We start from the raw sequence: 21,577 nt of genomic DNA on the forward strand, positions 1-21,577 counted from the left end.
AGAAAGTCAGGATTCCCGTTTCGTTCTGCTAGGCGGCCTCGCGCAGCTTCCGATAGCCTTCCCGCCCGGTCGGGTCACGGGTGGTGTTGGCAATGGCGGAGCCGGTCAGGCCGCCAGCAGGACGTCCAGGAGGGCGGCGCGGGATCGCGGGCGTGATGGCCGACGTCTGGCCGCCGCGGGGCGCGCTGGCCGGCGGCTGGCCCGCGATCCGGCCCGGCGCGTCATCGGCGTTCGCCGCGCGCCTCAAGATCTGGGCGGCCGAGGAGGCCGGCGCGGGGCGGCTGCTGCCCTGGGTGCCGGTGGCATTCGGGGCCGGCATCGCGCTGTATTTCACCGCCGATCACGAGCCTGTGCTCTGGATCGCCGCCATCACGGCGGCGCTGCTCTGCGTCGTTGCGATCATGATGCGACGGCATCGGCTGTTTCCGGCGGCCGTGATGATCGGGGCGGCGGCGAGCGGCTTTGCCGCCGCGACCCTCAAGACCGCGCGTGTCGCGCATCCGGTGCTGGCGCGGCCGCTGTATTCGGTGGCGCTGTCCGGCTTCGTCGAGGCGCGCGACATCCGCGAGCGCAGCGATCGGATCGTGCTGCGGATCACCGCGATGGAGAGCCCGCGCAACGCGATCACGCTGGCGCGCGTGCGGCTCGCGGTGCGCAAGGGCGCGGCGCCCGAGGTCGGCAGCTTCGTGGAGCTCAAGGCGCGACTGCTGCCGCCGATGGCCCCGGTGCGGCCGGGATCCTACGATTTCGCGCGCGACATGTTCTTCCAGGGCATCGGCGCCTCCGGCTTCGTGATGGGCGCGATCACGACGGCGGCGCCGCCGCAGGCCGCCGGCTTCGGCCTGGGCTATGCGGCGGCCATGCAGGGCCTGCGCGATGCGATCGATACGCGCATCCGCGGGCGGCTGTCGGGCGACGAGCGGGCGATTGCCACCGCGCTGCTGACCGGCCGGCGCGACGCCATCACGCCCGATGTCAACGACGCGATGTTCATCTCCGGCCTCGGCCATGTGCTGTCGATCTCCGGCTATCACATGGCGGTCGTCGCCGGCGTCGTGTTCCTTGCCGTGCGCGCACTGCTGGCGCTGATCCCCGGCCTTGCCGTCAGCCTCCCGATCAAGAAATGGGCGGCGGCCGCGGCGCTGGTCGCGGCGGCGTTCTATCTGTTGCTCTCAGGCGCGGAGGTCGCGACCCAGAGATCGTTCTTCATGACGGCCGTGGTGCTGATCGCGGTCATGGTCGACCGCCGCGCCGTCACCTTCCGCACGCTCGCGGTCGCGGCGATGATCGTGCTGATCGCAGCCCCCGAGGCGCTGGTGCATCCGAGCTTCCAGATGTCGTTCGCGGCAACGCTCGGCCTGGTCGCGCTGGTGCAGTTCGGCCTGCCCAGGCTGTTCGCGACGCCGGACAGCTCCACGACGCAGCGCGTCGCGCTGTGGGGCGGGCGCGAGCTCGCGATGCTGCTGCTGGCCTCGCTGATCGCCGGGCTCGCGACCACGCCCTATGCCGCCTTCCATTTCCATCGTGTCACGCCGTATGGCGTGCTCGCCAATCTCGCGGCGATGCCGGTGGTCTCGGCGCTGGTGATGCCCGCCGGCCTGATGGGCCTGGTGGCGGCGCCGTTCGGCCTGGACGGCGTCTGGTGGACGCTGATGGGCCTCGGCATCGACTGGATGATCGCGGTGACGCGCTGGGTGGCGGCGCTGCCCGGCGCGGTCGGGCGCATCCCGGCCTTCGGCATCGGCCCGCTGATCCTCGCCAGCCTCGGCGTCATCGTGATCGGCCTGCTGCGCACACCGCTGCGCTGGTCGGGCGCCGTCGGGCTCGTGGTGGCCACCGCGTGGGCCGCCACGACGCCGCTGCCCGACGTGCTGATCGCCGGTGACGGGCGCGCGGTGGCGGTGCGAAGCCGTGACGGGCGCCTGCATGTGATGCGCACGGGGAAGGACGTGTTCGCCACCAAGGAGTGGCTCGCGGCCGACGCCGATGCCCGGCTGCCGGCGGATCCGTCGCTCGCCGATGGCGTCTCCTGCGACGAGGCGGGCTGCGTGGTCGCGATGGCCGACGGCCGCTTCGCCGCCCTGACCCTGCGCGCCGAGGCGCTCGCCGATGATTGCACCCGTGCCGCGCTGATCGTCACCGCGCGCGCCGCGCCGTCATCCTGCGCGGCGGCCGTGATCGATCGCGAACGGCTGCGGCAGCAGGGCGCCTTGATGCTGGTGCAGCGGGGCAAGGGCTTCACCGTGACGCCGGCGCGCGCCGGCGGCACCGACCGCCCATGGTGGCCGGCGCCCGCCGAGGCCGGCGCGTTCGACACGACGCTGACGCCGCGTGCGCCGGCCGCGCCGCTTCAGGACGCGACGCCGCCGGAGACGGAGCAGGGCGAGCAGGATTGAGCGCCGGGCAGCTCGAACGTGCCGAGATGATACTCGGTGTCACCAGGTCCATCGAACAGCGAGGGGCCTTCGACCAGCGTGAACGCGGTGCCCGGATAGCGTTGCCAGATGGCGATGTCATCAGCCGTGACCGTCAGCCAGCCGAACGCAAGCATATAGCGGCCGGGCTCGGTGATCCGTCCGGCCTTGTTCCAATCGATCTTGTTGACCACGGCGGCAAGCTCCCCCGGCACACAATGCCGGCCGAGGGATGTCTTTCCTATCCGATGCGATGCCGGGGCGTGAGATTCGCCCGAGAGGACTTTGCGCTTGCAGAACCCAAGTTGACCAAGTCTCCCACCTTCGAAAGCGCGCTCATGACCGACAGAAATGCCGACGCGCAGGCCCTCAGGTGATGCTGATGCGGCGAATCGGTGTGGCCTGCGACGTCGGCACGTCCTCGCCGATGTCCGGGCGACGCTCTGCCGGCTGCTTGCTGACCGGCAATTGCAGCACGGTGACGCGCTGGCCCTCGCAGAGCTGGGTCACCAGCACGTGGCGGCCGTCGGCGAACTCGATCGCGTCGTGATGGCGATCGGGAATGTGCGTCTCGATGCTGTTGAACTTCGCGACGCGCTCGCGGATCGTCCGGGTCCAGAGCCAGCGGCTGTCGTAGCGGACGTCCTCGGCGAAGGCCAACTCGGTGCCGGGCAGCATGCAGACTGCGACGGTCGGCTCGCTCTCCAACGCGAAGCCGCGGGTGGCGGTGCCACGGAAGGTCATCGAGATCAACGTCTCGCCGACCTTGGCGGGACGGGACGCAACCGCATGGAGGCTGTAGTCACACATCGGATCGCTCCTCGTTGAGAGATAGCCGACCCACGCTCCCCCCGGACAGGCGCAGGCCTCTATCAGAGTGGACATCGATGGTGATGTTAGCGCGCGCTTCGCGGCAATTCTGCGCTGATCTGCATCGCGTGTGCCCGCGGCCGATCACAAGCGTTTGAGCATGCCGCGCTGCACATCATGAAGTGCATTCGCGTGTGGCGTATTTTGCTGGCTGCTTCCAGCTTGGCTGGCTTCTCGCTCGGCGGCGACAGCGCGTGCGCCCGCCGCCGAGCGACCGATCCCATTCGCGATCAGTACTTGCGGTACAGCCCGACCAGCTTGCCTTGGATCTTCACCCGGTTCGGCGGCAGGATGCGCACCTCGTAGGCGGTGTTGGCCGGCTCGAGCGCGATCGATGCGCCGCGACGGCGGAAGCGCTTCAAGGTCGCTTCCTCATCGTCGATCAGCGCCACCACGATGTCGCCGGTGTCGGCGGTCTCGTTGCGCTGGATCAGCGCCATGTCACCGTCGAGGATGCCGGCATCGACCATAGAGTCGCCGCGCACCTCGAGCGCATAGTGATCGCCGTTGCCGAGCATGTCCGCAGGCACGCTGATGGTGTGGCTGCGCGTCTGCAGCGCCTCGATCGGGGTACCGGCGGCGATGCGGCCCATCACCGGCACCGCGACAGGGCGCTCGCCATCGTCTAGCGCGGGAGTGCTGGTGCGCACCTTGCCGAGATTGCCTTCGATCACCGACGGCGTGAAGCCGCGACGGTTGCCCGCGGCCTGCGACAGCTCGGGCAGCTTGATCACCTCGATCGCGCGGGCGCGATTCGGCAGCCGGCGGATGAAGCCGCGCTCCTCGAGCGCCGTAATCAGGCGATGAATGCCGGACTTCGAACGCAGATCGAGCGCATCCTTCATCTCGTCGAAGGACGGCGGCACGCCGGCTTCCTTGAGCCGCTCGTTGATGAACCGCAGAAGTTCGTACTGTTTGCGCGTCAGCATTTCGACCTGGTCCCCGGTTTGTTGTTGTCCGAGTCCAGGAGCTGCGCCTTGAGCACAAGCCGGCTGAGAGCGCCCTGGAGTCGGACCGTCATCGCGTCGCCCGCAACATACTAAAAACAAATCATGAACGGACACTATATGTTCGATGTGTGTTCCGCAATCCTAAAAATATGATGAACGGACCGGGCTTTACCGGGGAAGCGGCTCAGTTCGGCAGGCGCAGGATCTCGCACGGGCTGCCGGCAGGCGCCTTCGGCGCAAACGCCGGCCGGATCACCAGCGCCTGCGACAGCGCGAGATTGCCGAGCAGCGACGAATCCTGCTGCGTCACCGGTGTTGCGACCAGGGTGCCGTCGGCGCGCTCCTTGAGCTGCGCCCGCAGATAGTCCTCGCGCGAATCGTTCGCCCCCAACTCGCGGCCGAGCAGGGCGGTCTCGCGCGGCATCACGGCCTCGTCGCGGCCGAGCAGGCGCCGAATCAGCGGCACCATGAACAGGATGGCGCAGACATAGGACGACACCGGATTGCCGGGCAGTCCGATCACCCTGATGTCGCCGAGCCGTCCGTGCATCATCGGCTTGCCCGGCCGCATCGCGATCTTCCAGAACGCCATTTCGACGCCCTCGGCCTCCAGCGCCTGCTTGACCAGGTCGTGATCGCCGACCGAGGCGCCGCCGGTCGTGATCAGGACGTCGGCCTCTGCCGCGCGGGCGCGCCGGATTCCAGCGACCGTCGCCGCCATCGTATCCGCGGCGATGCCGAGATCGATCGGCGTCGCGCCCTCGCTGCGCACCAGCGCCCGCAGCGCGTAGCCGTTGGAATAGACGATCTGCCCCGGGCCGGGCGTCGAGCCCGGCATCACCAGCTCGTCGCCGGTGGCGAGCAGCGCCACCTTCGGCCGCCGCCGCACCGGCAGCGCCGGATGATTCATGCTGGCCGCCAGGGATAGGTCGCGGTCGCTGAGCCGGCGCCCGGCCTTCAGCAGCACCATGCCCTGGTGGAAGTCGACGCCGGCCGGCCGGATGTGCCGGCCTGTGATCGCGGCCTCGGTGATCACGACATGGCCGTCCTCGGCGATCGTGTCCTCCTGGATCACCACCGCGTCGGCGCCTGCGGGGACAACGCCGCCGGTGAAGATCCGCGCCGCCTCGCCGGGCCCGACCACGCGATCGAACGGCCGTCCCGCCGCGACCTCGCCGATCACCTTCAGCCGCGCCTTGGCCTTGGCTGCGTCGGCCGCGCGCACCGCATAGCCATCCATCGCCGACATCGCCTCGGGCGGCTGCGTCCGCAGCGCCGCGAGGTCGCGGGCCAGGATGCGGTGATAGGCCTCGTCCAGCCCGACCATTTCCTCAGCCAGCGGCTCGGTGCCGGCGAGCACCGCGGACAACGCATCGGAGACCGGCATCAGGGCCATGGGATTACCTTCGGACGAAGACGGGCAGATCGACTGAATCGCCTTCTAACCGAACGCGCACGGGGTGGCCAAGAGCCTAAGCCGCTCCCGGCTTTCCGATCGTCTGAAGGTGCGTCGCGTGGCCCGCCGCCTCACGATCGCGCGAGAAACTCTGCAATCATGCCGGGGGGGGCAGTCGCGATCTGCTCACGTGCACACGGAGTCCAGACGGAGCTATCCGGCAGCCGCGCGACAGGCGGCGCGCTCGGTGGTGTGCAGGATGTTTGCCACCATGTTCCGCAGCCAGACCGATGCGGCATCGCGGTCGAGCTGCAGCGGCCAGACCATCGAGACCGCCGGCAGCCGCAACTTCAACGGCGCCGGACAGAGCGCCAGCCCAAACCGGGGTCCGTAGAGCCTTGCCATCCGGGTCGGGATCGTGGTGATCACCGGTGACGCGGCCACCGTCGCCAGCACGCTGAGGAAATCCGAGGAGGCCGAGACCACGTTGAGCTCGGTGCCGATCTCATCCAGCGCCGCCTCCAGGCAGCCCTGCAGGCTGTTGGTCAGCGTCACCAGTGCGTGCGGAAGCGACAGATAGGCATCCAGGCCGATCGGTGTTTTCATCGCGATGCGCTTTGGATTGTAGACGCAGCTCAGCGCCTGCTCGAACAGGAACTGGGATCGGTGCCGCAGCGCCACCGCCTCGAAGCAGCCGACGCCGACATCCAAGGCGCCCTCGTCGAGCAGACGATGCACCTCGTTGCGTTCGGTCGGACGGCTGAGAAGCCGCACGCCGGGCGCCGTTCGACGCAGCTCCGCCGTGAGTTCGGGGATCAGCAGCAGCTCGACCTCGCTCGAGAATCCCAAGCGGATGGTGCGCTGCTCGGTCGCTGGGTCGAACTCCGGTGCGGCGTGCAACGCAGCCTGCATCTGAGCCAACGCCGCCCGAACCGGTCCGGCCAGCACCGCAGCCTTGGGGGTCGGCTGCATGATCGTGCCGACGCGGACGAACAGCTCATCCTGCAGCAGCACGCGAAGCGTCGACAGCGAATGGCTCATCGCCGGCTGCCCCACCTTCAGGCGCGCCGCCGCGCGTGTCACGCTGCGCTCCTGCATCAGCGCGTCGAACGCGACCAGCAGATTGAGGTCGAAGGAGCGAAGATCGAAATGATCGATGGACTGCATGAGTTGGATCGATTTGAGGAATGCATGACCTAATCGTAGATCTCGGCCCAGACAAGATCACCGTTCGGATCGAGGCCGCCAAACATGCAGGACATCACGACCTATCGCGTCGGGGACGCCACCATCAGCAGGATTTTCGAGATCGGTCTCGATGCGGTCGAGGGCGAGTTTCTGTTTCCAGGCGTGGACGCCGCCAGCATTGCCCGCGAACGCGGCCGTTTCGGGCCGGGATCGGTCGATCCGCGCACGGGATCGCTGCGCCTGAGCATCCATAGCTGGCTGGTGCGGACGCCGGAGCGCGTGGTGCTGATCGACACGGCCACCGGCAACGACAAGGAGCGGCCCGGCGCGGCCGTTCTGCATCGCCTGAACGAGCCGTTCCTCGACCGATTGCGGGCGGCCGGCGTCGCCCCCGACGATGTCGACCTCGTCCTGATGACGCATTTGCATGCGGATCACGTGGGCTGGAATACGCAGCTTGCCGATGGCCGCTGGATGCCGGTGTTTCCGAACGCCCGGCACGTTTTCTCGGGCCGAGAGCGCGCCTATGTCGCCGCCCTCTCGGCCGGCGACGGCTCGGACGCCGCGATCAGGGACGCGGCCGGGCTCGGACCCATGCTGCATCCACCGATGCCGGGGGTCTACGAAGACAGCGTGCTGCCGATCGTCGAGGCCGGCCTCGCGCGCGAGATCACGGTCGATGGCAGCGAGGTCGTCGGCGGCTTCCGTTTTGTGCCGAGCCCCGGTCACAGCATCGATCACGCCTGCATCAGCTTCAGCTCGCGTGGCGAGCGCGCGCTGTTCTGGGGCGATGTGCTGCATCATCCGATGCAGGTCGCGCATCCGGACTGGAATTCGGTCTATTGCGAATTCCCGGAGGCGGCGCGGACCTCACGGCTATGGGCGATGAACCATGCCGCGGAGACCGGCTCCCTCGTGTTCACCACCCATTTCGCCGAGTCCTCGGCCGGGCGCGTCAGCCGCGACGGCGACCGGTTTGCCTGGCACTTCGCCTGATCCGAGATGGCCATGATCGATAATGCAACGTTCTCCTCGCGCATCGTTTCCGAGCGCCGCCTGATCGAAGGTCCGGTGTCCGACGTCCAGCTTCAGCTCATCAACAAGCGCCGGCACGACCTGCAACGCTTCTCGGCCGAGCGCACGCTGGTGATGATGCACGGCGCCACCTTTTCGTCCGCGAGCCTGTTCGACGTCGCGGTCGATGATGCCTCCTTCATGGATGTGCTGGCGCAGGCCGGCTACGACGTCTGGGCCGTCGACGCGCGCGGCTACGGCGGCTCCAGCCGGCCGCCGGAGATGTCGCGCGCGCCAGAGGAAGGTTCTCCATTGGCCAATGCGCGGACCGCCGTGGACGATTTCGCTGCCGCGGTGGACTTCATCCGCCGGCATCGCGATATCCCGCGCGTCAACGTGCTCGGCATGTCCTGGGGCGCCACGATCGCCGGCATGTTCGCGAGCGCGGCGAACGCGAAGCTCGAGAAGCTGATCCTGGTGACGCCGCTCTGGCTGTCGAGCGAGCCGTTGCGCATCGACGCCGGCGGACCGCTCGGCGCCTATCGGATCGTCACCCCGCGCGCGTTCGAGGCGGCATGGCGCGGCGCCGCTCCGGAGCACGCGCGGGACAAGCTGATTCCGGACGGCTGGTTCGAGACCTGGGCGCAGGCGACGCTCGCGACCGATCCGGACTCGCCGTATCCCGACGCGATCCGCGCGCCCTCGGGCGCGGTACAGGACGTCCGCGCGCATTGGACCGCGGCCAGGCCGACCTATGATCCCGGCAGCATCAACTGCCCGGTTCTCCTGCTCTCGGCGGAATGGGATGTGGATGTCAGCTTCGAGATGGCGCACGACCTGTTCGTTCGACTCGCGAGCGCGCCGTACAAGCGCCTGGTCGAGATCGGCCAGGGCACGCACATGGTCCTGATGGAACGGAATCGACAGCAGGCGTTCGATGCAGTGATCGGATTTCTCGACGAACGCGCCGTGCCGGCGCGTTGATCATGGCGCGGACGATCTGCAACGGGCGGACGGCTTTCGTGCGGTCTGTTAGAGCGGATGTCGAATCCAGACATTCGGCTCGACATAGGCGGCATGGTCGTGCGCGACCGACGCGAGCACAGGCACGAGAGCACAGGGGATCTCGATCTCACCCGATCGATCGAAGGTCACGCCGGTCCATTGCGACCACTCGGCGAGCGTGCCGACGATGGTCATCGAGCACGGCGCGATCTTGACGATCTCGCCGCCGATGCGGATGTGCGTGCGCAGCCAGGAATCCGCGAGCTGGCCGTCTTCGCGCCGCTGATCGAGATAAGCGCGCATCGGCGTCCGCGGCACCAGATGCTTCTGGTTCGGCCGCACCGGCGCGTACAGCTCGGCAAAGCCTTTTGCGCGCGCGCCGTCCTTCAGCGCCGCCAGCATGGCGAGCGAGCTGCCGGGCACGCGCGCCTTCGGCAGCAGCGCGATCTCGAGCGCGCTCATCGTCGTCGGCTGCCGCCCCAGCAGGCGATCCTCGTGACCCCAGCGGATCACCTCGTCCCAGCCCGCATCCGGCAGCGTCCGGCGGCCCTCGATGCCAAAGGCGAAGGGAATGGCGAAGCCGCGTCCGACCACCTCGTTACCGGCCAGCGCCGCATAGGCGCAGTCCAAATAGTGGTCGAACACGGGCGGGTCGAAGTACAACATTGCGGTCCGGTCCTGACGCATGAAGGGGGGCCAAAGACCATCGAGCTCGGGCGAGAACACGCGCGGGATCAGGTCGGGCCGGTCACGCAAACAGATGATGTCGAGGGGCATTCGGTTCTTCCGGGCGGCGGGCGTGCAGGAGCGGACAGCTTAGGCGGTCGGGCCGTCCGCGGCCAGCGGACGCGCCGGGAGGCGGGCCGGACGGCGCCGTTGCCGGCGGCCGAATTTAGGATTCGCTTTTTCGGAAAAGACTGCTATGCTGATTTGGTCCCGTGCTCGACAGGAGGGGCGCTTCGCGATCGTCACGGACGTGGAGCGCGGGATGCGGTGGCCGCGACGTGTCGCAGCGTGCTTCGGCATGTGGACGGACGGCATGGCGCGGACGTGAAGTCGCGTGGTCCTGGCATCCCGACGCTGATGCCAAGCCGGCGGGTGATGATGAGCCCGACGGCGACGGTGGCCAACAAGCCGGAGCACCGGGGAGAGCGCGAAGTAAGCGTGAAGACCATCGCGCAGGGAATGCCGGATGTCGGCTGGACCTGTGGTGACTGCCGCCTGCTTTTTTTCTGCAGGCGGGCCATGGGTTGCGGCCTGCAGCCCGGCATTCCCTGCGCCCTCCGACTTCGAGGGTGAACGACAGCAGCATCACTCGGGCTCACCGTGCCGCGAGAACAATTTCGCATGAGTGGACGTCGTGATTGCGAGCGCAGCAACTCAGAATTTTTCCGCGGGGGGACTCCGTTTTTGCGCGGTGATCGAGAAGCGGAGTTTTCGTCTTTGCGAATTCCTCGTGCCTCTCTCACCGCCTCAAGCCTGTATGAGCTTCGATCCAGCGCCGCCCTCCGCTGTCGTCCCGGGCAAGTCACGACGCCGCGCCAGCGGCGGCGGGGCGCCGACCCGGGATCCATAGCCACAGGGAGATGTTTTGCGCACGATATCGAACGAGTCTTGCCAGATCATGGCTGCCGGTGGCTATGGGCCCCTGCGTTCGCAGGGGCGACAGCGGAGGTTGTGGCGGAGTTGCGGGCCCGAGCCTCGTTGATACGCCGCCGCCGGCCATGACGCGTCCTTCCGACAAACGCCTAGATCCCCAGCGCCTCCAGCGCCGCGGCGACATCGGCTGTCGAGCGCACCAGCACCGCATTCAGCCCGCTGGCCTGCGCGCCCTCGACGTTTTCGGCGAGATCGTCGAAGAACACGATCCGCTTGGCGGGCACGCCGATCGCTCGCACCACGTGATCATACGCCTCGGCATCCGGCTTGCGCAGGCCGATCGACGACGACAGGAAGATCTCGCGAAAGTGACCGAGCAGATCGGCGTAAACAGGCGAGAAGTGATCGATGTGCGGCTGGTTGGTGTTGGAGAAGGCGTAGAGCGGCAGCTTTTCCGCCGCGCGTGCGAGCAGCGCGGCGATGCCCGGCATCGCGCCGACGAAGATCGCGTTCCAGCCATCAAGAAACTGCGCGTCGGTGATGTCGATGCCGAGCTGCTGGCGCAGGTTGGCGAAGAACGCGGCGTCGGAAACGGTGCCACGCTCATGGCCGTGATAGATCTCGTCGCGCACGAAGCGCGCCGCGATCTGCTCGGGCGGACAGCCGGCATGCGCCGCCCAGCGCGAGACCACCTGGACGAAATCGATGTCGATGACGACGCGGCCGAGATCGAACAGCAGCGCATCGGCCGCGCCGGGGTGGAGAGCGGAGGAGGGCATGGACAGCGGCGGCGGTGCCTGGTGTGGAAGCGACGGAGCGCTTCCTTAATAGCGATAGGGCTCGATGTCGACCAGCGGAAACGCGCTGACCACGCTCGGCAGGTTGGTGGCGGTCGCCGGATGCAGATAGGATGCGTTCAGCTCCGCGAACGAGGTGACGCCGAGCAGGCCGAGCGCGCGGATGACCTCGTCCTCCAGCAGCTCGAGCATGCGCAGGATGCCGTCCTCGCCGGCGGCCGCCAGCGCCCAGCATTGCAGCCGGCCAATGCCGACGAGATCGGCGCCGGAGGCGATCGCCTTGACGATGTCGGTGCCGCGGCAGAAGCCGCCGTCGACCATGATCCTGGCCCGGCCCTTCACCGCCGCGACGATCTCCGGCAGCACGTGCATCGCGCCGCGGCCATGATCGAGCTGGCGGCCGCCATGGTTGGAGACGTAGATCCAGTCGACGCCGTGATCGACCGCGATCTGCGCGTCCTCGGCGGTCGCGATGCCCTTGATGATCAGCGGCAGCTTGAACTTGTCCTTGATCAGCCTGACGGTGTGCCAGCTCAGCGCCTTCTGATGATCGCCGCCGGTCGCGCGCAGCCGGCTTTCGCGCACATAGCGCTTGGCGATGTCGCGCTCGCGCCGGCTGTAGTGGGCGGTGTCGACGGTGAGGCAGAACGCCGTGTAGCTGTTGGCGACGGCGCGGCTCACATAGTCCTCGACGAAGGCGTCGTCGCCGCGGACATAGAGCTGGAAGATGCGCAGCGCGTCGGGAGCGGCCTCGGCGGTCTTCTCCAGCCCGGGCTCGGACACCGAGCTCAGCATATGCGCGGCCCCGAATCGTCCGGCGCCCCGAGCGACGCTGGCGGCCCCTGCCGGATCGAAGATTTCGAGCGCGCCGACCGGGGCCAGAACCACCGGCAGGCGCAGCCTGCGGCCGAAGGTTTCGACCGAGGCATCGACCCTGGAGACGTCGCGCAGCACGCGCGGACGGAACGCGATCTCGTCGAGCGCCATCCGGTTCCGGCGCAGCGTGGTCTCGGTTTCGGCGCCGCCGATGATGTAGTCCCAGGCATTCTGGTTGAGCTGGGCGCGGGCCTTGCGGATGAACTCGTGCAGGTTCTGGAACTTCTCGTCGCTCGAGCCGAGCTCGACGTTCCGCCACCCGGCCTCGATCGGGGACTGTTGGTTCATGGTTGCCTCCCAGCGACTGTCATGTTTCCCGGTTTTGCCGCGGAGCATCGCCCATCGTGCGGTCCGGGTGCAAGCCATTCCGAACTGGAGTTCGCCGGGCGTGCAAAGGCGGTCGCCGCAGCCGCCGGCGGTCAAATTGCGTCATCTTCCGCGGCTCGTCGAAATGTGATGAGGGGTGCCCGTGAAAGACCGGATATGTGCAGTCGGTCCCTGGAGGACAGGCGCAGCCCTGATCTTGATTTCAGCCTGCGAACGTCCATTTCGGATGCGGGCGCCGGCGGTCGGGCTCCGGTACGGCGGCGCAATATCGGCCTTGAAGAAACCGGAAATGTGGTGTGAGTTCGCAACACAAATCGCGCCGGCGACGCGTGCGGACCCTGTGATCGACCGGCCATCCAACAAACGCTCGGGAAGCAAACAATGCGGAAAAACTGGCTGTTCTTGGCGGGCACGATGACCGGCGTCGGTCTGACCCTGATGGTGACGGGTCCCGACGGCGCGCAACTCGTGGCGAAGGCCAAGGCCGCGGCCGGCATGGCCGACACCTATTCGCAGCTCAATTTGTTCGGTGCGGTGTTCGAGCGTGTCCGCGCCGACTATGTCGAGAAGCCCAGCGATCCCGCGCTGATCGAAGGCGCCATCAACGGCATGGTGTCGTCGCTCGATCCGCACTCGCGCTACATGAATGACAAGTCCTGGCGCGACATGCAGGAGACGACGTCCGGTGAGTTCGGCGGACTCGGTCTCGAGGTCACCATGGAAGAGGGCCTGGTCAAGGTCGTCGCGCCGATCGATGACACGCCCGCGTCCAAGGCCGGCATTCTCTCCGGCGATCTCATCGCCAAGATCGACGGCGAAGCCGTGCAGGGACTGACGCTCGAGCAGGCCGTCGCCAAGATGAAGGGCGGCGTCAACACCAAGACCAAGCTCACGATCATGCGCAAGGGCAAGGAGTCGCCGCTCGACGTCACGCTGACGCGCGAGATCATCAAGGTGCGCCCGGTACGCTATCACACCGAAGGCGGCGACATCGGCTATATCCGCATCACATCCTTCAACGAGCAGACCACCGAGAGCCTGCGCAAGGCCGTCGCCACCATCTCCAAGGAGATCCCGCAGGAGAAGCTCGCCGGCTACGTGGTCGACCTGCGCAACAATCCGGGCGGCCTGCTCGACCAGGCGGTGTCGGTCTCCAGCACGTTCCTGCCGCGCGGCGAGGTGGTTTCCACCCGCGGCCGCAATCCGGAAGAGACGCAGCGCTTCACCGCCCGCGGCGGCGATCTCACCAAGGGCAAGCCGCTCGTGGTGTTGATCAATGGCGGCTCGGCCTCGGCCTCGGAGATCGTGGCCGGCGCGCTGCACGATCACAAGCGTGCGACGCTGGTCGGCACGCGCTCGTTCGGCAAGGGCTCGGTGCAGACCATCATTCCGCTCGGCGCCGGCAATGGCGCGCTGGCGCTGACCACGGCGCGCTACTACACGCCGTCGGGCCGCTCGATCCAGGCGCAGGGCATCGCGCCGGACATCGAGGTCAAGCAGGACGTGCCGGACGAATTCAAGGATCGCGGCGATCTCAAGGGGGAGGCCGGCATGCGCGGCCATCTCTCGGCCGCCGACGGCACCGAGCAGACCGGGTCGCAGTCCTACGTTCCGCCGGACGAGAAGGACGACAAGGCGCTGCACGCCGCATTCAACGTGCTGCGGGGCGTCACGGTGAACGCCGATGTCCGCGCCAAGGCGGCGGTGCCGAACTGATCTGCGAAGTGGGCGGGTGCGCGGCTTGCGACGCTCGATGCTCACACCCGACGGGGCGGCCCTGAGGCCGTCCCGCCGTGGTTTTCGACCAGCGTGTACTGGCGGACACGGAGCATGTCCGTCTGTGTCCGGTAGATCATGGCGGAGCTGTGGACTTCAAGCGGCGAACGGGACGACTGGTCGGCAGGGTTTGAATCTGGCTTGCGGAAACGCCTCAAATTGCAACGGTATTTATCGGTTCGGAACCGGCTCAGGCGGCGTCCGAGCGCGAACGGCGGCCGGATGAGCGATTGGTGCGCTGCGCGGCGAACAATTGCCGCACGTCGGCCGCCGGCTTCGGAGGGCTGAAGAGATAGCCCTGCATCTCCGAGCAGCCGAGCCGTTTCAGCACCTGGCGCTGCGCCTCGGTCTCGACGCCCTCGGCGGTCGTCGACATCTTGCGGATGGCGGCAATGTTGACCACGGCCTGCACGATCGCCGCGGAGCCCTCGCTCTCGGTGATGTCCTGGACGAAGCAGCGGTCGATTTTGATCTTGTCGAACGGAATGCGCTGCAGATAGCTGAGGCTCGAATAGCCGGTGCCGAAATCGTCGAGCGCGATGCGGACGCCGAGCGCGCGCAACTGGTGCAGGGTGTCGAGCGCGTCGTCGTCGCGGATCAGCACTGCTTCGGTGATCTCGAGCTCCAGCCGATGCGGCGGCAGGCCGGAGGTCGCAAGGGCATTGGCGACCTTGAGCGCCAGGGTACCGCTCTTGAACTGCACCGGCGAGACGTTGACGGCGAGCCGGATGTCGTCCGGCCAGCTCACCGCCTCGGTGCAGGCGACCTGGAGGACGCGTTCGCCGAGCAGGTTGATGAGGCCGGTGTCCTCGGCGATCGGAATGAACTCGGCCGGCGAGACGCTGCCGCGCACCGGATGCTTCCAGCGCACCAGTGCCTCGCAGCCGACGATGCGGTCGTCCTGCAGGCTCAGGCAAGGCTGGTAGTAGACCTCGAGCCGATCGTCGGCGATGGCCTGGCGCAGGTCGACCTCGAGCTGGTGGCGCGCCTTGACCTGGGCGTCCATCTCGGGCTCGAAGAAGCGCCAGGTGCGCCGTCCCGCGCCCTTGGCGGCGTACATTGCCAGATCGGCGTTCTTCATGATCTGGTCGAGATCGGTGCCGTGCTCGGGGATCAGCGCCACGCCGATCGAGGCGTCGGCGGTGAGCTGATGGCCGAGGCAGTCGCGCGGCGCGCGGATCGCGCCGAGAATGTCCTCGATCAGCTGTTCGACGTCCTCGCGGTTGCGGATCGCCGTCTGAACCACGGCGAACTCGTCGCCGCCGAGGCGGGCGACGAATCCCGTGGTGCCGACACAGGCGCTCAGGCTCGCCGCGACGGACTTCAACAGCTCGTCGCCGACGAGATGGCCGAGCGAATCGTTGACGCCCTTGAACTCGTCGATGTCGATGTAATGCAGCGCGAGGCGCCGGCCTTGGGGGACGCCGGTCAGCTCCTCCTTGAGGCGCTCGTGGAACAGGGTGCGGTTCGGCAGATCCGTCAGGGCGTCGTAGTGCGCCAGATGCGTGATCTGCTCCTCGGACCGTTTGCGCTCGGTAATGTCCTCGTGGGTGGCGAGCCAGCCGCCGCCCGCGATCGGCTCGTTGACGATCTGGATCCAGCGACCGTCCGTGGTCTCGATGATCTGCGAGGTCTTGCGGCCGATGTCGCGCAGCACCGCATCGGCATATTCGCCGTCGTCGCCCGCGAGCGAGCCGGTCGCCTTGCGGTGCGCGATCAGCTCGCGGAACGTGCAGCCTGGTTTCACGACGTCGGCCGACAGGCCGTACATGTCGACGTAGCGCTGGTTGCTGATGACCAGGCGCTCCGATGCGTCGAACAGCAGGAGGCCCTGGGTCATGTTGTTGACGGCCTTGTCGAGCCGTTCCTTCTCCAGCGTCAAGCGGCGGCTCGAAACGTCGTGGTCGCTGATCAGCCGGCGCACCACGACGTAGAGCATGCCGGCGATCAGCAGCACCGATGTCACGCCGACGGCGATCAGGAAGCGCATCTGCTCGCGCCAGTCGGCGAGCGCCGCCGAGACCGTCGTCGTCGCGGTCACGATCAAGGGATAGCTCGTCAGCCGGTGCGATGCGCCGATGCGGTGCTCGCCGTCGACGGGGCTGCTGAAAATGCCCGTGGTGTTGCCATCGCCGGCCAGGATCTGGCGGAAGATCGGCGCGTTCTTGTAGTTCTGGTTCTGCATGCCCTCATGGCGTGGATGGCGGGCCAGAAGGGTTCCGTCGCGATGCATCATCGAGATCGCCGCGTCGGGCCCGAGCGCAACGGAGGCGAAGAACCGCTCGACATTGATGGGTTCGAGACTGCGGCTGATGATGCCCAGGAACTCGCCGCTGGGACTGGTCAGTTTCAGGGCGATGACCGCGACATAGGTGCCGGTGATCCGGCCCACGACCGGTTCGATCAGCAGTTGCGGCGCAGTCGGATCGGATTTCAGCCGCTTGAAAAATGTGCGATCGGCAATGTTGACGGGCGGCACCGGCCAAGCCGCTCCGGAGTTGATCAGGTTGCCCTCGGCGTCGAAGATGTTCAAACCGCCGACGTAGGTCACCGCGCTCAGCTTGTCCTTCAGCATGGCATTGACGGCGGCACTTCCCATCTGCTCCTTGAAGCGGGCGCCGGTGTCGATGTGGTTCTGTCGGACGTAGTTGGCGAGATCGCGCTGGATCGCGCCGAGATCCTCCATCTGCTGATCGAAATGACGCGCCAGCAGAAGGACGGTGTTCTCCAACTCGCGCGTCGCGCTGTTCAGCGCGCGTTCCCGGAAACTGTCGGCCATGATGGTCGTGCCGATCGCGATGGCTGCAATCAGCACGAGGCCTCCGCCGACCAGCCAGCGGATCGGTCCACCGCGGTCGGTCGAAGCTCTGAGGGCATTCCGTGGACTGGCGTTGGTCGTCATCGGCCCCTGAATACGCTTGCGATAGGCGCTTCGGGATGGACCGCTACGACGTCCCTCCCACAACCATTGCTATAGGCCCGCTATGGAAGTGAGGTTAGGAAGTTGAGTTAGCGAACAATTAATTCGAAGTTGTATTTGACTTGGTAATGTCTTCAGGCGCGATAGTGCCCGGACTTGCCGCCGATCTTCTCGGTCAAGTGGATACCTTCGATGCGTACGCCGCGCTCGGCCGCCTTGATCATGTCGTAAATGGTCAGGCAGGCGACGGACACGGCCGTCAGGGCTTCCATCTCCACGCCGGTCGGCCCGGTCACCTTGACGGTGGCGCTGACGACGCAGCCGGGTAGCGCGGCATCGGGCGTGATGTCGACGGTGACCTTGGACAGCGCCAGCGGGTGGCACAGGGGAATCAGCTCGGAGGTCCGCTTGGCGGCCATGATGCCCGCGATGCGGGCAGTGCCGAGCACGTCGCCCTTCTTGGCGTTGCCTGACAAAATGAGCTCGAGCGTCGCCGGGCTCATGACGACGCGGCCCTCGGCGGTCGCGGTTCGCTCGGTCGCGGCCTTGTCCGACACGTCGACCATGCGGGCTTCGCCGCGGGCGTCGATGTGGGTGAGGGCGGGAGCGTCGGGCGACTTGTCGGACATGGTCACTCAGCCGCGCTGGCGGAGGCGGCATTGCGCGCGAGCAGCCCGCGCGTCGCCGCCGTGACGTCCGCCTGCCGCATCAGGCTCTCGCCGACCAGGAAGGTCTGGATGCCGACGCGCGCCAAGCGCGCGAGGTCTGCGGGCGTGAAGATGCCGCTCTCGCCGACCAGCAGGCGCTCCTTCGGCACCAGCGGCGCCAGCGCCTCGGAGGTCGCCAGCGTGGTCTCGAAGGTGCGCAGGTTGCGGTTGTTGATGCCGATCATCGGCGAGCGCAGCTTCAGCGCGCGATCGAGCTCGGCGCGATCATGGATTTCGATCAGCACATCCATGCCGTGGGCGAGCGCGGCAGCCTCGATGTCCGCAGCGGCGGCATCGTCCAGCGCGGCCATGATGATGAGGATGCAGTCGGCGCCGTGAGCACGCGCTTCGATCACCTGGTAGGTGTCGAACATGAAGTCCTTGCGCAGCACGGGCAGGGCGGTCGCGGCCCGCGCGGCGACCATGAAGTCGAGATGGCCCTGGAACGATGGCGTGTCGGTCAGCACCGACAGGCAGGCCGCGCCGCCGGCCTCGTAGGCCTTTGCGAGCACCGGCGGATCGAAATCGGCGCGGATCAGTCCCTTGGACGGCGAGGCCTTCTTCACCTCGGCGATCAGCGCGTAGTCGCCGTTTACGTGCTTGGCTCGGATCGCCGCCACGAAGCCACGCGGCGGCGAAGCGACGCGCGCGCGGACCTCGAGTTCGGGCAGCGCGCATGCCCGCTTGGCTGCCGCGATCTCCTCGCGCTTATACGCTTCGATCTTGGTCAGGATGTCCGACATGGCACGCTCCGGTGGGTCAGCTGTTGGAGACCTCGATCAGCTGCTTCAGCCGCGCCGCCGCGGCGCCGCTGTCGAGCGAATCGCGGCCGATTGCGACCCCGTCCTTCAGCGTCTTGGCACGGCCGGAGACGACCAGCGCCGCCGCAGCGTTCAGCAGAGCGACGTCGCGATAGGGGCTCGGCAGGCCGTCCAGCACGCTCTGCAGCGCCACCGCATTGGCCGCAGCGTCGCCGCCCTTCAGACCGTCGCTGCCGCACAGGCCAAGCCCGGCCTCCTCGGGCGAGACCTCGAAGGTGCGGATATGGCCGTTCTCCAGCGCGGCGACGAAGGTCGGGCCAGTCAAGGTGATCTCGTCGAGCCCGTCGGAGCCGTGCACGACCCAGGCGGCCTCCGAGCCGAGATTCTTCAACACGTGGGCCAATGGCTCGACCCATTGCCGCGAGAACACGCCGACCATCTGGCGCCTGACGCCGGCCGGATTGGACAGGGGACCGAGCAGATTGAAGATCGTGCGGGTGGCGAGCTCGACCCGGGTCGGTCCGACGTTCTTCATCGCCGGATGATGCGCGGGCGCGAACATGAAGCCGATGCCGGCCTCGTGCACGCATCGTCCGACCTGGTCCGGCTTCAGGTCGATCTTGACGCCGAGCGCGGCGAGCACGTCGGCAGCGCCGGACCGCGACGACAGTGCGCGGTTGCCGTGCTTGGCGACCGGCACGCCGGCGCCGGCCACGATGAAGGAGGCGCAGGTCGAGACGTTGACCGAGCCGGAGCCGTCACCGCCAGTGCCGACGATGTCGACCGCGCTCGCCGGCGCATCGACGCGCAGCATCTTCGCCCGCATCACGCTGACGGCGCCGGTGATCTCCTCGACCGTCTCGCCGCGCACGCGCAGCGCCATCAGCAGCGCGCCCATCTGCGACGGCGTCGCCTCGCCCGACATCATGCTGTCGAAGGCGGACGCCGCCTCCTCGCGGGACAGCAGCGCGCCGGTCGCGACCTTGCCAATGATCGACTTGAGATCGTCCATCACGCGTGCCCCTAGCAAACCGTCACTGATTGTTGCCGCCGACCACCTGGGCCACGGCGGCCTCGTTGATCGTCGTCCCGATGTCCTTCTCGAGCTTCATGACATAGGCCGTGCCTTGCTCGTCGGCGAGCGCGCGCTGCAACTGGTCCTTCAGCTTCTTGGTGTCCTCGGACGCAAGGTCGACCTTCGGATCGATGATGTCGGTGACTCGGAACACGATCCACTGCCGGCCGCCATCAGCCTCGGTCTGGCCGACGCCGTCCTTGGCGGTGCGGAACGCGGCGGTGATCGCTCCGGTGGGGACGCCGGGCACCGAGGCGTCGCGCTTGAACGCGCTGGCCGTCTCGATCTTCACGCCCAGCGATGTCGCCTCATCGGCGAGCTTGCCCCCCTCGTTGAGCTTCTTGACCAGCTCGGTGGCTTTGGCGCGCAGCTTCGCTGCGACCTCGTCGTCGCGCCAGCGCGCGGCGACCTGATCCTTGACCTCGTCGAGGGCGCGATCGCGCGGCGGGGTGATGCCGAGAACCTCGAACCAGACATAGCCGCCGCGGAACGAGATCGGCTCGTTGTCGACACCGACGTCGCTGGTGAAGGCCTGCGCAACGACATCAAGGCCAAGCGGGATGTTCGAAACGGGCTGGCCGTTGGGTTGCTTGCCGGACCTGTCGACCGCTTCGAGCGTAACGGCATTGAGACCGAGCTTCTTGGCGGCCTCGGCCACGCTGGCGCCGCCGCCGCGCTCATCTTCCATCTTGTCGCGAAGATTGGCGACTTGCGACTTGGCGCGGTCGGCTGCGATCTCTTTCTTGATCTCGGCAGCGACGCTCTCATATTCGGGCTGCTGGCCCGGCTGAATCGCGCTGACCTTGACCAGCGCCACGTTGAACGCGCCCTTGACCGGCTGGCTGACCTCGCCGGTCGGCAGCGAGAAGGCGGTATCGGCAACGACAGGGTCGAGAATCGCCGATTTCGTCACCAGACCGAGATCGAGATCGGCCGGGTTGAGGTTGCGCTCCTTGGCGAGCTCGTCGAACGTGACTTCACCCGCGGCGATCCGGGCGCGCGCCGCCTGTGCCTCCTCCATGGTGGGGAAGGTCATCTGCTGGACCTGGCGCTTCTCCGGCGTGCCCATCAGCGCCTTGCGCTGGTCGAACAGCTTCCTGGCGTCCTCGTCAGAAACGTCGGTCGACTTGCCGATCTCTTCGGGTGTCACCACGACGAACGAGATCTTGCGATATTCCGGCGCCTTGAACTGGGCTTTGTGCTCATCGAAATAGGACGCGAGAACCTCGGGCGAGGGCGCATCGATGGTGCCGGCCTGCGCCGCGTCGAGCTTGATGTAATCGATCGAGCGCTGCTCGTTCTGGAAGCGGCTCAGCGCCTCGAGCATCGTGTTGGACGGCTCCAGCCCGGCCGCGATCGTGCCGGTGATCTGCCGCCGCAGCGACTGTCGTCGCTGGTCAGCCAGATAGCGCTGCTCGGTGAAGCCGAAATTGCGGATGATGGCCTGGAAACGCTGCGGGTCGAATGCCCCGTTCGGGCCCTTGAAGTTGGGATCGCTGAGGATCACCCGCATGGTCTCCGCATCGGACTGGGCGAGACCGAGACGGCGAGCCTGCTCGTCGAGGGCGGCTTCCGCAATCGTCTGCTGCAGCACGGAGCGGTCGAGCCCGAACATGTGGGCCTGCTCGGTGGTCAGCGGACGGCCGAGCTGGCGGCCGATCTGCTGCAGCCGGTCGGTATAGATCTGCCGGAACTCGTTGATCGAGATCTCCGTGCGTCCCACGGTTGCAGCCGTCGACTGCCCGAAGCCGCGGAAGATGTCGGCGATGCCCCAGATGCCGAAACTGACGATCAAAACGCCCATGACCACCGCCATGATGGTCTTGCCGAGCCAGTTTGATGAGGCCTTGCGTAATCCTCGAAGCATGGGTCCAGTCTGTCTGCAGGAAAAAGGATGAAGAG

The 21,577-nt window shown here is 67.3% G+C and carries 17 protein-coding genes; 4 read left to right on the plus strand and 13 right to left on the minus strand.

Annotated features, from left to right (window positions below; all coding sequences use genetic code 11):
• The first annotated feature begins 92 nt into the window (after positions 1–92).
• Positions 93–2,396: a ComEC/Rec2 family competence protein gene (locus tag ACQR1D_RS16380; RefSeq protein WP_434840112.1), complete on the plus strand. Its 2,304-nt coding sequence runs from the start codon at positions 93–95 to the stop codon at positions 2,394–2,396.
• Here the strand turns inward: ACQR1D_RS16380 and ACQR1D_RS16385 are convergent.
• From ACQR1D_RS16385 to ACQR1D_RS16405, 5 genes are all read right to left on the minus strand, one after another.
• Positions 2,351–2,608, minus strand: a complete 258-nt coding sequence (locus ACQR1D_RS16385) for a hypothetical protein (RefSeq protein ID WP_434840111.1) — start codon at positions 2,606–2,608, stop codon at positions 2,351–2,353. The genes ACQR1D_RS16380 and ACQR1D_RS16385 overlap by 46 nt on opposite strands.
• A 175-nt stretch (positions 2,609–2,783) precedes the next feature.
• A complete protein-coding gene (locus ACQR1D_RS16390) occupies positions 2,784–3,224 on the minus strand; it encodes a hypothetical protein (RefSeq protein ID WP_316181291.1) in 441 nt (146 codons plus the stop codon).
• 290 nt (positions 3,225–3,514) lie between these two features.
• Entirely contained in the window at positions 3,515–4,213 is a 699-nt protein-coding gene (gene lexA, locus ACQR1D_RS16395) for a transcriptional repressor LexA (protein WP_006611089.1), read from the minus strand.
• A gap of 205 nt (positions 4,214–4,418) precedes the next feature.
• Positions 4,419–5,630 carry a molybdopterin molybdotransferase MoeA gene (locus ACQR1D_RS16400; RefSeq protein WP_434840110.1) on the minus strand — a complete coding sequence of 404 codons (1,212 nt, stop codon included), beginning with the start codon at positions 5,628–5,630 and terminating at the stop codon, positions 4,419–4,421.
• A gap of 213 nt (positions 5,631–5,843) precedes the next feature.
• Complete coding sequence (locus ACQR1D_RS16405) at positions 5,844–6,797, minus strand: LysR family transcriptional regulator (protein ID WP_434840109.1); 954 nt, start codon at positions 6,795–6,797, stop codon at positions 5,844–5,846.
• An 84-nt stretch (positions 6,798–6,881) separates the two neighbouring features.
• Here ACQR1D_RS16405 and ACQR1D_RS16410 point away from each other — a divergent pair, with 84 nt between their 5' ends.
• Together ACQR1D_RS16410 and ACQR1D_RS16415 are read left to right on the plus strand one after the other, a co-directional pair.
• The gene (locus tag ACQR1D_RS16410; RefSeq protein ID WP_315799752.1) at positions 6,882–7,814 is read left to right on the plus strand and encodes an MBL fold metallo-hydrolase; all 933 of its coding nucleotides are present in this window, start codon (positions 6,882–6,884) and stop codon (positions 7,812–7,814) included.
• A 12-nt stretch (positions 7,815–7,826) separates the two neighbouring features.
• On the plus strand, positions 7,827–8,816 hold the full coding sequence (locus ACQR1D_RS16415) for an alpha/beta hydrolase (RefSeq protein WP_434840108.1): 990 nt from the start codon (positions 7,827–7,829) through the stop codon (positions 8,814–8,816).
• Between the two features lie 48 nt (positions 8,817–8,864).
• On the opposite strand, the gene ACQR1D_RS16420 is transcribed toward ACQR1D_RS16415, so the two are convergent.
• From ACQR1D_RS16420 to ACQR1D_RS16430, 3 genes are all read right to left on the minus strand, one after another.
• Complete coding sequence (locus ACQR1D_RS16420) at positions 8,865–9,524, minus strand: hypothetical protein (protein WP_316181556.1); 660 nt, start codon at positions 9,522–9,524, stop codon at positions 8,865–8,867.
• 1,061 nt (positions 9,525–10,585) lie between these two features.
• Positions 10,586–11,215, minus strand: coding sequence for an HAD family hydrolase (locus tag ACQR1D_RS16425; protein WP_316183659.1), 630 nt, complete (start codon positions 11,213–11,215; stop codon positions 10,586–10,588).
• A 45-nt stretch (positions 11,216–11,260) separates the two neighbouring features.
• On the minus strand, positions 11,261–12,397 hold the full coding sequence (locus tag ACQR1D_RS16430) for an alpha-hydroxy acid oxidase (protein WP_434840505.1): 1,137 nt from the start codon (positions 12,395–12,397) through the stop codon (positions 11,261–11,263).
• Positions 12,398–12,817: 420 nt separating this feature from the next.
• Between ACQR1D_RS16430 and ACQR1D_RS16435 the strand changes: the two genes are divergently transcribed.
• Positions 12,818–14,152, plus strand: a complete 1,335-nt coding sequence (locus tag ACQR1D_RS16435; protein WP_315799756.1) for a S41 family peptidase — start codon at positions 12,818–12,820, stop codon at positions 14,150–14,152.
• Between the two features lie 250 nt (positions 14,153–14,402).
• Here ACQR1D_RS16435 and ACQR1D_RS16440 read toward each other — a convergent pair whose 3' ends face one another.
• The 5 genes from ACQR1D_RS16440 to ACQR1D_RS16460 all read right to left on the minus strand — a co-directional run bounded on the left by ACQR1D_RS16440 (position 14,403) and on the right by ACQR1D_RS16460 (position 21,542).
• The gene (locus tag ACQR1D_RS16440; RefSeq protein ID WP_434840506.1) at positions 14,403–17,114 is read right to left on the minus strand and encodes a bifunctional diguanylate cyclase/phosphodiesterase; all 2,712 of its coding nucleotides are present in this window, start codon (positions 17,112–17,114) and stop codon (positions 14,403–14,405) included.
• 152 nt (positions 17,115–17,266) lie between these two features.
• On the minus strand, positions 17,267–17,761 hold the full coding sequence (gene moaC / locus ACQR1D_RS16445) for a cyclic pyranopterin monophosphate synthase MoaC (RefSeq protein ID WP_434840507.1): 495 nt from the start codon (positions 17,759–17,761) through the stop codon (positions 17,267–17,269).
• A gap of 2 nt (positions 17,762–17,763) precedes the next feature.
• Complete coding sequence (gene trpC, locus ACQR1D_RS16450; RefSeq protein WP_316217891.1) at positions 17,764–18,582, minus strand: indole-3-glycerol phosphate synthase TrpC; 819 nt, start codon at positions 18,580–18,582, stop codon at positions 17,764–17,766.
• A 16-nt stretch (positions 18,583–18,598) separates the two neighbouring features.
• Positions 18,599–19,612: an anthranilate phosphoribosyltransferase gene (gene trpD / locus ACQR1D_RS16455; RefSeq protein ID WP_434840508.1), complete on the minus strand. Its 1,014-nt coding sequence runs from the start codon at positions 19,610–19,612 to the stop codon at positions 18,599–18,601.
• A gap of 22 nt (positions 19,613–19,634) precedes the next feature.
• Positions 19,635–21,542 (minus strand): peptidylprolyl isomerase, encoded by a 1,908-nt coding sequence (locus tag ACQR1D_RS16460; protein WP_316217892.1) that lies wholly within the window; start codon positions 21,540–21,542, stop codon positions 19,635–19,637.
• Positions 21,543–21,577 lie beyond the last annotated feature (35 nt).

It is taken from the genome of Bradyrhizobium sp. HKCCYLRH2047 (assembly GCF_051168175.1).
Lineage (GTDB): Bacteria > Pseudomonadota > Alphaproteobacteria > Rhizobiales > Xanthobacteraceae > Bradyrhizobium.